Origin of the sequence: Vibrio sp. V33_P6A3T137 (assembly GCF_009904835.1) — a bacterium.
GTDB lineage: Bacteria > Pseudomonadota > Gammaproteobacteria > Enterobacterales > Vibrionaceae > Vibrio > Vibrio metschnikovii.
Map to the genome: position 1 here is coordinate 1 of NZ_WXWK01000097.1, position 13,896 is coordinate 13,896.

General features: G+C 45.2%; 9 protein-coding genes and 1 pseudogene. 5 read left to right on the forward strand and 5 right to left on the reverse strand.

The features are described from left to right. Positions 1-141 (forward strand): annotated as a pseudogene (locus tag CAG60_RS09465) (IS4 family transposase); the annotation flags it as partial. A gap of 54 nt (positions 142-195) precedes the next feature. Here CAG60_RS09465 and lolE read toward each other — a convergent pair. The 3 genes from lolE to lolC are packed head-to-tail and all read right to left on the reverse strand — an operon-like array spanning position 196 to position 3,327. Then, positions 196-1,440, reverse strand: a complete 1,245-nt coding sequence (gene lolE, locus CAG60_RS09470; protein WP_161425119.1) for a lipoprotein-releasing ABC transporter permease subunit LolE — start codon at positions 1,438-1,440, stop codon at positions 196-198. After that, complete coding sequence (lolD, locus tag CAG60_RS09475) at positions 1,440-2,126, reverse strand: lipoprotein-releasing ABC transporter ATP-binding protein LolD (protein ID WP_161425120.1); 687 nt, start codon at positions 2,124-2,126, stop codon at positions 1,440-1,442. Before lolD ends, lolE begins: the two co-directional genes overlap by 1 nt. Further along, positions 2,119-3,327: a lipoprotein-releasing ABC transporter permease subunit LolC gene (gene lolC / locus CAG60_RS09480; RefSeq protein ID WP_161438812.1), complete on the reverse strand. Its 1,209-nt coding sequence runs from the start codon at positions 3,325-3,327 to the stop codon at positions 2,119-2,121. Before lolC ends, lolD begins: the two co-directional genes overlap by 8 nt. Positions 3,328-3,545: 218 nt before the next feature. On the opposite strand from lolC, the gene CAG60_RS09485 reads away from it, so the two are divergent. The 4 genes from CAG60_RS09485 to CAG60_RS09500 all read left to right on the forward strand — a co-directional run bounded on the left by CAG60_RS09485 (position 3,546) and on the right by CAG60_RS09500 (position 9,184). Then, positions 3,546-4,115 carry a PilZ domain-containing protein gene (locus CAG60_RS09485; RefSeq protein ID WP_161425122.1) on the forward strand — a complete coding sequence of 190 codons (570 nt, stop codon included), beginning with the start codon at positions 3,546-3,548 and terminating at the stop codon, positions 4,113-4,115. 14 nt (positions 4,116-4,129) lie between these two features. Further along, complete coding sequence (gene mfd / locus CAG60_RS09490; protein ID WP_161438813.1) at positions 4,130-7,591, forward strand: transcription-repair coupling factor; 3,462 nt, start codon at positions 4,130-4,132, stop codon at positions 7,589-7,591. A gap of 53 nt (positions 7,592-7,644) precedes the next feature. Further along, entirely contained in the window at positions 7,645-8,415 is a 771-nt protein-coding gene (locus tag CAG60_RS09495; protein ID WP_158143708.1) for a peptidoglycan binding protein CsiV, read from the forward strand. A gap of 223 nt (positions 8,416-8,638) precedes the next feature. Then, positions 8,639-9,184 (forward strand): GNAT family N-acetyltransferase, encoded by a 546-nt coding sequence (locus tag CAG60_RS09500; RefSeq protein WP_161438814.1) that lies wholly within the window; start codon positions 8,639-8,641, stop codon positions 9,182-9,184. Between the two features lie 140 nt (positions 9,185-9,324). Here CAG60_RS09500 and CAG60_RS09505 read toward each other — a convergent pair whose 3' ends face one another. After that, the gene (locus CAG60_RS09505) at positions 9,325-10,614 is read right to left on the reverse strand and encodes an NAD(P)/FAD-dependent oxidoreductase (protein ID WP_154167540.1); all 1,290 of its coding nucleotides are present in this window, start codon (positions 10,612-10,614) and stop codon (positions 9,325-9,327) included. A gap of 424 nt (positions 10,615-11,038) precedes the next feature. Continuing rightward, complete coding sequence (gene adhE / locus CAG60_RS09510; RefSeq protein ID WP_161438815.1) at positions 11,039-13,711, reverse strand: bifunctional acetaldehyde-CoA/alcohol dehydrogenase; 2,673 nt, start codon at positions 13,709-13,711, stop codon at positions 11,039-11,041. Between the last annotated feature and the right edge of the window lie 185 nt (positions 13,712-13,896).

A 13,896-nucleotide genomic window follows, 5' to 3' on the forward strand; every position in this document is an offset into this window, starting at 1 on the left:
CCTAAGCGCATTACTCACTTGCAGGAAGAGGCGATACACCATGTCTTGCCCATTAAACGAGAAGAGCGGATATATCCGAGAGCAATAAAACCAAAGGCAAAGAAATACCCCAATAAAAAGAAAGCCAGTCAGCTTAACTGACTGGCATTAACCATTAGGTCCTTTTTCTTTTTATTAACGAAGAGAATAACGGGGTTATTTACTGCTTAGAACCGCCGCAGGATGCAAACGGCTGGCTCGAGAAGCTGGATACCAAGTCGCCAATAAACTTAAGATAATCGCGGTACTCGAAACCAGTAATACATCTGACCATTCAAGTTGAGAAGGAAGGAAATCGACAAAATAAATATCCCCTGAAAGAAATTGATGACCTAACAAGGTTTCTAAACTCTGAATAATCGGTGTCAAATTTAGCGCTATAAACACCCCAACCATGCTGCCCACAACGCTACCCATAACGCCAGAAAATACCCCTTGCCAGACGAAAATGCGTTTAATTAAGCGATCATTCGCGCCCATCGTGCGCAAAATGGCAATATCGGCAGCGCGATCTTTCACTGCCATCATTAAGGTAGAAACAATATTAAAGCTCGCGACCCCAATCACCAATACCATGACTAGATACATGATGGTTCGCACCATTTCAATATCACGATATAAAAAGCCATATTTTTGCTGCCAACTACGCAAATAGACATACTCTTCTAGTGTATTACCCACTTCACGAACAATTTGATTGGCTTTGAGGACATCGGAAACTTTAATCGACACCCCCGTGACTTTGTCGTTTAAATTGCTGTATTGCTGAGCGTCTTCTAAAGGCAACAACGCGAGGTTATGATCAATTTGACCATTTAATTCCAGTAAACCGGCCACCTTTACTCGGACTCTTTTCGGGGCTTGAACCGCTTGCCCAGTATGACTACTTGGGATCAGCAAAGTGATCCAATCCCCCACTGCGGCTTGCAGTTGATCGGCAACACCTTTGCCTAAAATGACTTGCTGTTGAGCCGGAACAAAAGCTTCCCATACTCCGGGGGTAACATAGTCGGCAAGCCGCGATACGGCACGCTCCCTTTGTGTATCGACCCCTCGTACTTCTATGGCTTTTAACTGCACCCCTCGCTCAACTAATGCGGTAAACTTCACGTATGGTGCCGCCGCTTGAACCTGAGGATGTAGCGTTGATTTTTGGACAATGTCTGGCCAATGTTCAATTGGCCCACGTACCCCTTCAAACTCACCATGAGGAATAACCGACAATACACGTTGCTGCAGCTCTCTCTCAAAGCCATTCATCGCCGATAAACCAATAATGATCACCGCAACCCCAACGGCAATACCGAGTGTCGAAGATAAAGCGATAAACGACACCAGCTTATTACGCTGCTTAGCACGACTAAAACGCGCGCCAATCACTAGCGCCAAATCTGCAAACATTATGCCTCCGCAACGTTGAGCAATAGGCCATCTTGCATATGCAGTTGTCGATCCATTTTTGCTGCCAATTCGCCATCATGAGTCACCACTAAAAAAGCCGTATTAAACTCACGATTCAATTCACGCATCAAATCATAAATCGCCAATGCCGTGGTGTGGTCTAAATTGCCAGTAGGCTCATCTGCTAGCACTAAATCCGGTCGATTGACCAACGCTCTAGCAATCGCAACACGCTGCCGCTCTCCGCCCGATAACTCTGAAGGACGATGTTGCAAACGGTGACCGAGGCCGACTCGCGCCAACAAAGCCTGAGCCGAGCGTTTTGCTTCGCTGGCTTTTTTACCACCAATTAATAGTGGCATCGCTACGTTTTCGAGCGCGGTAAAATCAGCCAGTAAATGATGAAACTGATACACGAAACCAAGATGTTGATTACGCATCTTGGCCTGTTTATTCGAACTCAGTTGATGTAATGGCTGGCCAAGAAATTCAACATCGCCGCTGCTTGCTTCATCCAGCGCACCAAGGATATGCAGTAAAGTGCTTTTTCCTGAGCCAGAAGAACCAATGATCGAGACCAGATCACCGCGTTGCATCGAAAAACTCACCCCTTTCAAAACTGGAGTCTGCAACTCACCTTCTTGATAGATTTTATAAAGCTGCTGACAGCGTAAAAGATCATTCATAACGTAAAGCCTCAGCCGGTTTAACTCTAGATGCGCGATAAGAAGGAAATAAGGTGGCTAAAAAGCTAAGTAATATTGCCAGCAATACCACCACCGCAATTTGTATCGGGTTGATCACCACGGGCAACTCTCCGCCTAATGAAAATAGCGCGACGCCTAACGTGTTCATGATGCTATTCAAGTTCGCTGCCAGCAGAGCGCCCAACACTCCACCGACAACCGCTCCAATCACCCCACTGCTCGCGCCTTGCACCATAAAAATGGCCAAAACTTGTTGATCGGTCATGCCTTGGGTTTTTAAAATCGCCACTTCCGCCTGCTTTTCCATCACGACCATGATTAGGGCGGCGATAATATTAAACGCCGCGACTCCAACAATCAGTCCCAGCATTAGGCCCATGATGTTTTTTTCCATTTTGACTGCTTGAAATAACTCACCACGTTGTTCACGCCAATCGCTCCAATACCAACCATCCGGCAAAGAGGTCGTCGACAACGTCGCCACATCAAAAGGATCGGCCATAAAGAGTCGCCAGCCAGAAATCGTCTGATCGTCGAAACGCAGTAAGCGACCCGCATCTCGTAGATGAGTGATCATCAGTTGCCCATCAACATCAGAGCCAGTATTAAACAGTCCGGCCACCGTGAAATTGCGTTGGCTAGGAATACGTCCTAAAGGCGTAAATTGACTGGCGCGAGTCACCATTAAGCGAACCGTATCGCCAACGGAAACATTGAGATCACGAGCCAGAGTGTGACCTAAGAAAATATGATAGGCACCGGGTTGTAAATCAGTTAATCGACCAGCAATCAGATAATCGGCGATCGGGTCGTCAGCTTGCGGCGCAATACCGACCAATAAACCCGCCGATAATTGCCACGAGCTTTGCACCACCGCTTCGCTTCTTACCATCGGTTGTGGCGCTTTGTAAGTGGATAACTCTCTAATAAAATCAGGGGCTTGCGCTTGCCATTGGGTTTTTTCCTGCGCTTGTCCGATCACCGCTTGCGGCAAAACCCCCAAAATACGGTTTTTCAACTGCGATTCAAAACCATTCATCACCGACAATACCGTCACTAAGGCCATCACACCAATCGTGATCCCAGCGGTCGACATATAAGAGACAAATCGACTAAACCGATCACCTGAACGTCCGCGTAAATAACGTAAACCGATAAATATCGAAATAGGATGAAACATAATACAAACCAAAGCCATAATAGGCCGCTACTGTAACGAGAATCGGTCCAAGGTTGTAGTTTTTCTTTGCCAAATCTTTGTTAAACGCCGTTATCACAACAAAAATGGCGGTAAGATTTATTTGCCATCACGCTGATTGATTTACAACAAAACTCTCACTTTGCTTGATTACTGATTCTTTATGACGATAATCAACAAAGGTGAGAAGGAAACCCAATATGACTGACCAAGACTTTTTTTCGGTATACCACGCACTGACAATTAACATCGAGCCGTTAGCGGCTAACTTTCGTTTGCCTTCTCAGATCGATTTTGAGGCGGAAATCCCCGCACCTTTTGTTGTGGCCAGTGAGTTTAGTCAACTTGATCAATTAAATGATGCTGCGCGGCTCGAACTCAAAAACAGCGATTTTAAACACGTTATCCAACTGCTAGAAACGCAGAATTCTAAGCTGAATCTATTACTGAGCTTTATGCTCGCCCAACAAGATGATCCCGCTCAACGTGCCTCAACCTTGTCGTTCGGTGCCAGTCAATTTACTTATCGAGCCAGAGACGCGCTCGTACTAGGTACACCACTACGCATTAAATTATTCCTAGAGCATCCCGCAGCAGCGATTTATTGTTATGGCGAAGTTATCGATTGTGAAACGGATCCCAACTCCACGATTATTAGCGTCAGATACACTCTCCTGCGTGATAATGACCAAGACCTACTCATTAAAGCTGCGCTTCATTGCCAACAGAAACTGTTGCGTCAACGCTCTTTAGATCGAGAAAAACCATAACGACCTACTCTATAATGATGACAAAAACTTTATTAACACTCCCACACCTGCGTGGTGCTGGGGATAAGCAGCAACTGGGCAATTTACCTGGTGCCAGTCTCGCGCTAACCATCGCTGAATTCGCTAATCGTCACTCAAGCCATACCTTGTTGGCAGTACCCGATCCACAGACAGCATTAAAACTGGTTCAGGAGCTAGAGCAATTCAGTCAAGCCCCGGTCGGCTTATTTCCTGATTGGGAAACCTTACCCTACGATAATTTTTCACCTCATCAAGAGATTATTTCTGATCGCATCGCTCGCTTATATCAGTTGCCCTCTTTAGGAACTGGGATCACTGTTGTCCCGGTCAGTACCTTGTTGCAACGCCAGACGCCACGTGATTTCTTACTTCAACACACCTTGATGGTCAAACAAGGGGATCGGTTCTCTTTAGCCAAATTACGCGTTCAGTTAGAAAACTCCGGTTATCGTCATGTAGATCAGGTGTTTGGGCCGGGAGAATACGCCAGTCGTGGGTCGATCCTGGATCTCTTCCCTATGGGCAGTGATTCCCCTTATCGAATTGATTTTTTTGATGATGAAATTGACACGATTCGAATTTTTGACCCAGAAAATCAACGCTCTATTCAGCAAATCGATCAAATTCGCCTACTTCCTGCTCATGAATTTCCGACCACCGAGCAAGCCATAGAAGCATTTCGTGCCCGTTTTCGGCAACGATTTGATGCCCGTCGTGAGCCTGAATCTATCTATATGCAGGTTTCTAAAGGCACATGGCCTGCGGGGATTGAATATTGGCAACCGCTATTTTTTGAACATACCGAAACACTGTTTGATTATCTCCCGGATCATAGTCAATTAATTTTATTAGGTCAGGTTGAAAGCGCCATTGACCAATTTCTCGCTGATGTCGCGTATCGTTATGATCAACGGAATATAGATCCGTTACGCCCATTGCTAGCGCCTGACGAATTGTGGTTAAAAAAAGACGATTTATTCGCGCGCGCCAAAGATTTTGCTCAGTTACAACTGTCCATCGACCCGATTCCAGAAAAGGCCGGTAGAAGTAACTTAGCCATTACCGCACTGCCTGATTTAGCGATTCAACAGCAAAATAAAGAACCCCTCGCCGCCTTACGTCAATTTAGCGAGCAATTTACCGGTAAGATTATTTTCTCGGTTGAGTCTGAAGGACGACGCGAAGCGCTACTCGAGCTATTACAGCGAATTAAGTTACGCCCTACCGCATTCGCTTCTTTTGATGACGCTTGGCAAAGTTCAGAGCGATTGGCTTTGGTGATCGGCGCTGCCGAACGTGGTGCGATTTTCACTGATCCATCTCTCGCCTTGATTTGTGAAGCCGATTTACTCGGAGCACGGGTGGTTCAACGTCGAAAGAAAGAACGTAAATCCACCAATAGTGATGCGGTGATCCGCCATCTTGCCGAGTTAAAACCGGGACAGCCCGTAGTGCATATCGACCATGGTATTGGACGTTACTTAGGCTTACAAACCCTCGAAGCAGGAGGCATTACTACCGAATACGTTACGCTTGAATATCAAAATGAAGCCAAGCTGTATGTTCCCGTTTCATCACTGAACTTAATTAGCCGTTATTCCGGAGGTGCAGAAGAATCCGCGCCACTCCATAAACTGGGAGGAGAAAGCTGGGTTAAAGCACGCAAGAAAGCGGCAGAAAAAGTCCGCGATGTCGCTGCCGAACTGCTTGATGTCTACGCTAAACGCGAACTGAAACCAGGGTATCCCTTCCGTTTGGATCGTGACCAATACGCCACCTTTAAAGCCACTTTTCCCTTTGAAGAAACCGACGATCAAGCCATGGCGATCAATGCGGTACTGTCGGACATGTGTCAAGCCAAAGCGATGGATCGACTCGTCTGCGGCGATGTTGGTTTCGGTAAAACTGAGGTCGCGATGCGCGCCGCTTTTGTTTGTACCGATAACAATAAACAAGTGGCTATTTTAGTACCCACAACTTTATTGGCTCAGCAACATTTTGAAAATTTCCGCGACCGTTTTGCCAATTTACCGATCCGTGTCGAGGTGCTATCACGCTTTAAATCAGCCAAAGAACAAAAGCAGATCATGCAAGATGTCGCCGAAGGGAAAGTCGATATTGTCGTGGGAACACACAAGCTCCTCTCCAGTGATCTCATCTTTGCCGATTTAGGGCTATTAATCGTTGATGAAGAACACCGCTTTGGGGTTCGTCAGAAAGAAAAAGTCAAAGCCATGCGTGCCGATGTAGATATTTTAACGTTAACGGCCACACCGATTCCACGCACACTGAATATGGCAATGAGTGGTATGCGCGATTTATCGATCATTGCAACACCGCCTGCTCGTCGCTTGGCGATTAAAACCTTTGTCCGTCAACATGAGGACAGTGTTGTTCGAGAATCGGTTCTAAGGGAGATCATGCGTGGTGGTCAAGTCTACTTTTTACACAACCAAGTCGAAAGCATCGAGAAAGTTGCTGCCGATTTGGAAGCGCTTATCCCTGAAGCTCGTGTCACCGTCGCCCACGGACAATTACGTGAGCGTGAACTCGAACAAATCATGAATGATTTTTATCATCAGCGTTACAACGTACTGGTGTGTACCACTATCATTGAAACGGGGATAGATGTACCAACCGCCAATACCATTATCATTAATCGCGCCGATACTCTTGGATTGGCTCAATTACACCAATTACGCGGACGAGTAGGTCGCTCTCACCACCAGGCGTATGCTTATTTATTAACACCACATCCCAAAGCGATGACCAAAGATGCGATTAAACGCTTAGAGGCCATTGCTTCGCTTGAAGATCTCGGCGCAGGATTTACCTTAGCAACCCACGACTTAGAAATTCGCGGAGCGGGTGAGTTACTCGGCGATGAGCAGAGTGGTCAGATCCAATCGATTGGTTTTAGCTTATACATGGAGATGCTAGAACAAGCGGTTGAAGCCTTAAAATCGGGTAAAGAGCCATCATTGGATGATCTACTGCGTGAACAAAGTGAAGTCGAGCTACGAATCCCAGCTCTGCTGCCTGATGATTATATCCCTGATATCAACAGCCGTTTATCACTCTATAAACAAATCGCCAGTGTCGCCGATGATACTGAATTGGCTGAACTTAAAGTCGAATTAATCGATCGATTTGGTAAACTGCCGGATGCAGCCTTGAATCTGTTGACTATTGCCCAACTGAAACTCAACGCCGCCGCACTGAAAATTCGTAAAATCGAAGCGCATGAAAAAGGCGGGTATATTGAGTTCTACCCTAACGCTGACATTAATCCGATGTTTTTGGTTAAACTACTTCATGCACAATCGAAACAATTTGCGATGGAAGGTCCGACTAAATTGAAGTTTATCCTTCCACTGGTTGATAGAAGAGAAAGAATTCAATTTGTTACAGACATGCTGCAAGAATTCCAGCACAATCTACTACCTGCTGCCTAATATGGTAGGCTCAATAGAATCAAATACGTGCCCAGCACATTGACGGAGTCATAATGAAAAAACTGATCCCACTACTGCTTTTGCTCGTTGCCATGCCCAGCCTAGCGCAGCGACAATTCGATATTGAAGTGATCATCTTCCAACGTGCAATTGACGCGGAGAAAACGCAAGAGTCATGGCCAGATACGTTGCCTGAGATTAATCTCTCGCGTGCCGGTAGCCTAAGTGATGCTCAATATCGGCAAAGTAAAGGCGTACGTATGCTCTCTCAATCGGATTATCAACTGACTGATCAAGCTCAGCGTTTACGCAATCATGCCGGCTTTCAAGTATTATTACATACTGCTTGGCGTCAAGGGGATCAAGGACGAGCATCCGCTCCCGTTTTTCATATTCAAGCGGGGAAAGACTACTCAACCCAGTTTAATCCTGACGGCAGTGAACGAGTCGCACAAACTGAGCAATACCGCCCAATTGATGACGTAGTTGAACAGACCATCACCCCACCGCTGTATGAGCTTGATGGCACCCTACAAATTTATGTCCAGCACTTTCTGTTTGCCGAAGCTAATTTTGACTTAAAAAAACCGAGTGTGCGTGAAGTTATCCTTCAAGATCCCTCGCTGGACTTAGATGAACTTAACCAAGATACACGCACCAATGTACAAGATGGGCACCTCATTGCCATATCGCCAACGATGGAAAAACAATCTTTTTTGAAAAGTTATCGCCTCGATCAAAAACGCCGCATGCGCAGTGGCGAAACCCATTATTTGGACCACCCTCTTATGGGCATGATTATCCAAGTTCGCCGAGTTCAATAATCCTATCCAACGCCCTATATGGGCGTTGGGTCTTTATATGGTCTGATATTATACGCAAACAACTTGGAGTTGAAGGTAGGCGGCAAGTGAGTGAGGCCCTATGAGTATAGACCGGTTATGTGATTGGGATGAACGAACGTAGCCAACGCCCCTGCAGCTTCAAATAGGAAGGGGATAGATTGTTAAATCATCAGGAAACGAAGCGAGAATAGGACCGTCTCCCATGAACCCAGAATTTGTGATCAATACTCAGCGTTTGCAATTACGCCTTTTATCGGTTGATGAAGCGGTCGAATTTGCAAGACTTATTCAATACTCGCCCTCCTTACATCGATGGATTGATTGGTGTCATGCCCACTTTAACCAACAAGAGGCTGAACGATTTATTCTGGCAACACGATTAAACTGGATAAAAGCTGACGCCTATGGCTTTGCGGTGATCGATAAAGCAACGCAACAAATCGTCGGTATGGTGGCGATTAATGAGTTTTCTACCACGTTTAATATGGCGAGTTTAGGCTATTGGATAGGAGACGAGCATCAACAACAAGGGTTCGGGAAAGAAGCACTAGCTGCGTTGATAGAGTGGAGTTTTGCCCAGCTCAAACTGACTCGTTTAGAAATTATCTGTGATCCGAACAATATCCCTAGCCAACAGCTCGCTCAAGCGTGCGAAGCGAAGCAAGAATGCCTTGCCCAAAATCGGTTTATTTTTCATGGTCAACCAAAAGGAGGACTGGTTTTTTCGATCATTCCAGAGCCAATCTGAAATAAACAGTCACTCTCCATCAAGCCAATAACAATCATCCCGCTGAACATGATGCCTGTCTCAGCGGGATGGATTGATCGCTTATACCTTTCTTACCTGCCTTTGCAATTTATAGAAGACAGAGGCAACAAAGCGGCTGATTAATGCAATTTTAAGTTCGGGCGCAAGACGCGATTGATTCGTCCAACCAACATCATTAGCCCAGTTTTAAAAATACCGTGTAAAGCCATTTGATGCATACGGTATAAAGAAATGTACACCACACGCGCAATACGCCCTTCAACCATCATTGAGCCTTTGGTTAAGTTGCCCATTAAGCTGCCTACGGTAGAAAAACGGCTTAGTGACACTAAAGAGCCATGATCTTTGTAGATGTAAGGCTTTAATTCTCGGCCATTCAGTTTAGCAACAATATTTTTGAACGCTTGTGACGCCATTTGATGGGCGGCTTGAGCGCGTGGCGGAACAAACTTACCATCCGCCTGTGTACACTGGGCCAAATCACCAATCACAAAAATATCATCATCACGAGTCGTCTGAAGGGTATCCTTGACGACTAACTGGTTAATACGGTTGGTTTCTAAGCCTGCGATGTCTTTCATAAAATCAGGCGCTTTAATACCTGCAGCCCAAACCATGATCGTCGCCAAGATTTTTTCGCCCTCTTTGGTGGTTAAGCCATCTTTCTCAGCTTTAGTAACCATCGTCGTGGTGCGAACATTGACCCCTAATTTAGTCAGCTCGCTATGCGCGGCGGCAGAAATGCGCGGTGGCAATGCAGGCAAAATACGCTCGCCCGCTTCGATTAAATTAACATTGAGCTTGCTCGAGTCTAAATCACCAAAGCCGTAGCTGTGTAACTCTTTCACCGCATTATGCAATTCAGCGGATAATTCAACACCTGTCGCTCCAGCACCCACAATCGCAATATCAACCGTTCCCTGACCATTTTTAGCATGTAGCTTTAAAAATTCATTATTCATTTCGGTACGGAAACGATGTGCTTGCTCTGGGCTATCTAGGAAAATACAGTGCTCTTTTACTCCAGGTGTGTTGAAATCATTAGATTTAGAGCCAATCGCTAAGACTAGAAGATCATATTCCAGTTCTCGTTTTGGCATCAATAACTCATCGTGTTCATCTCTCAATTCACTCAGCGTGATCCGCTTTGTCTCGCGATCAATCGCTTCTAGACTACCAAGTTGAAACTCAAAACAGTGATTTTTAGCATGAGCACGGTAACTCAATGCATCGACGCCTTCATCTAAAGAGCCGGTGGCGACTTCATGAAGTAGTGGTTTCCATAGATGGCTGGAATTACGATCCACTAAGGTGATGTTAGCGCGATTCTTTCGCCCTAATGTTCGACCTAGCTTAGTGGCCAATTCAAGTCCACCTGCGCCTCCACCGACAACAATAATACGTGTCACAATAACTATCCTCAAACAAATGGTAACAATCAGGGATCAGCACGACGAGTCACACTGAGAAAATTAGTCATACAGTTGTAGGTCTGTAGAGGTTTGCTATTTATCACTCTGAACAAAGGAAAAAACTCAAATTGAGTGTTCTTGGCAAGTTCTTTATCTTGCTCTTCATTTTTTGATACTCATCAAGCTTTCTGAGCTGAAGGCCATTATATAGCGCTAAAATGGTGACGCAACCCTAGATTTTCATCGTTTTCGTCACGGATATTGCTGCGTTAATCGGTCGGTATATTGATTATTGATCGGATTAATCATTCACAAAACTTTCTAAGATTGTCACAAGAAAAAGACCCTACCATAAATTATGGTAGGGTCTTGATTCAATTCGAGAAGCATCGTGCTAGCGAAAACCTCTCATTAATTCAGCTTACTTTTTCTTGCCTGGTTTTTGGTCATCTTTTTTCTTGATAACGGTCGTGCCTTCGAAGGTTTCACCTTCAACGAAAGCTTTACCGTAATAAGCACAAAGAAGGACTTCTTTAAGCTCAGAAATCAGTGGGTAACGTGGGTTCGCGCCTGTACATTGGTCATCGAACGAACGAACTGACAAATCATCAATTTTAGCTAGGAAGTCAGCTTCATTAACGCCCGCAGCTTGAATCGATAATGGAATATCGAGTTCTTTCTTCAGCTCTTCTAACCAAGTTAATAAACGCTCAATTTTCTGTGCTGTACGGTCGCCTGCTTGGCTTAAACCAAGATGGTCAGCAACTTCTGCGTAACGACGGCGAGCCTGTGGACGGTCGTATTGAGAGAATGCTGTTTGCTTAGTTGGGTTATCGTTCGCGTTATAACGTACAACGTTAGAAATCAATAGCGCGTTAGCAAGGCCATGTGGTAAATGGAACTCAGCACCGATATTGTGTGCCATTGAGTGACATACCCCAAGGAAGGCGTTCGCAAATGCGATACCTGCGATGGTTGCCGCATTGTGTACTTTCTCACGTGCAATTGGGTCTGCTGCGCCATTTTTGTAGCTTGAAGGTAGGTACTCTTTCAGCATCTTCAGTGCTTGCAGAGCTTGACCGTCTGAGTACTCATTCGCCAATACAGAAACATAAGCTTCTAGAGCGTGAGTCACCGCATCGTAACCACCAAAGGCTGTTAGTGATTTTGGCATATTCATCACTAGGTTAGCATCAACGATCGCCATGTGAGGGGTCAATTCGTAGTCAGCAAGTGGGTACTTAGCACCAGTTTTGTCGTCGGTTACTACCGCAAATGGTGTAACTTCTGAACCTGTACCAGATGTTGTGGTGATGCACACTAGCTCTGCTTTTTGACCCATTTTCGGGAACTTGTAAATACGTTTACGGATGTCCATAAAGCGCATTGCGAGCTCTTCGAAGTGAGTTTCAGGGTGCTCGTACATTACCCACATGATCTTCGCAGCATCCATCGGTGAACCACCACCAAGGGCAATAATCACATCAGGCTGGAAGCTCTTCATCGCTTCAGCACCCTTCTCTACTACCGATAGCGTCGGATCAGCTTCAACATCAAAGAATGTTTGTACTTCCATACCCAATGCTTTGAGCATGCTAACCAATTCGTCAGTGTAACCGTTATTGAATAGGAAACGGTCTGTTACTAAGAAGGCACGTTTTTTACCTTCAAGATCGCTCAGTGCGATTGGCAAGCTACCACGACGGAAGTAGATTGATTTAGGGAGTTTGTGCCACAACATATTTTCAGCTCGCTTAGCAACAGTTTTCTTGTTGATTAGGTGCTTAGGACCCACGTTCTCAGAGATAGAGTTACCACCCCAAGAACCACAGCCCAGAGTCAAAGACGGTGCTACGTTAAAGTTATACAAGTCACCAATACCACCGTGAGTGGTTGGAATATTGATCAAAATACGAGCCGTTTTCATTTTGTCACCGAAGTAACGAATACGGTCTGCATTAATATCTTGGTTGGTGTATAAACCTGAGGTATGACCGATACCACCAATCTCAACCATTCGAACCGCTTGCTCTACGGCATTTTCGAAAGAAGAAGCACGGAACATGCCTAGTGTTGGCGATAGTTTCTCATGAGCAAACTCGTCATCGTAAGACACTTCACCGATACCTTCACCGACTAGAATTTTGGTATCCGCTGGTACTTTAACACCCGCCATTTCAGCAATCGCTGTCGCTGGTTGACCAACGATTTTCGCGTTTAACGCACCATCGATCAGCAGTACTTTGCGTACTTTATCTGCATCGGCTTTACTTAATACGTGAGCTTTATGAGTCGCGAAACGCTCTTTCACTTCATCATAAACTTCATCCATAACGATAACCGCTTGCTCAGAAGCACAAACCACACCGTTATCAAACGTTTTTGACATTAAAACTGAAGCGACTGCGCGTTTAATATCCGCCGTTTCATCGATTACGACAGGCACGTTACCGGCACCAACACCGATAGCTGGTTTACCAGAAGAGTAAGCCGCTTTCACCATGCCTGGACCACCAGTAGCAAGGATTAGCGCAATACCATCGTGCTTCATTAAGGCGTTAGAAAGCTCAACTGAAGGTTGGTCAATCCAACCGATAATGTCTTTCGGTGCACCAGCAGCTACCGCTGCATCAAGAACGAGTTTCGCTGCGTCATTGGTTGAATTTTTCGCACGTGGGTGTGGCGAGAAGATAATACCGTTACGCGTTTTTAAAGAGATGAGTGATTTGAAAATCGCGGTTGAAGTCGGGTTAGTCGTTGGGACAATACCACAGATGATACCAACAGGCTCAGCAATCGTCATCGTGCCTAGACTTTCGTCTTCTTCAAGGACACCACAGGTTTTTTCATCTTTGTATTTGTTATAGATAAACTCTGAAGCAAAGTGGTTTTTAATCACTTTATCTTCAACAATACCCATGCCTGATTCTGCTACCGCTTGTTGCGCGAGAGGAATACGGGCTTGGTTTGCGGCTAAAGATGCTGCACGGAAAATTTTATCAACTTGCTCTTGAGAGTAAGTTGCAAATTCTGCTTGTGCCGCTTTAACGCGAGCCACAAGAGCATCAAGTTCAGCCAAATTAGTTACCGGCATAGTGAATCTCCTAAAATAGAAAAATGTTAAAAACTCTTTATTAAGCTTGCTGTCTCTCAGTTTTATTTTGGTCTCACAATAGCTTAAGTAACGACAGACTTAGTAAATTGCTTTCAGAACTGAGTATAATCTTTCACGGTTTGAAAAAAATTGACTCAGATCAGTTCTCAAAAACTAAATAGCAC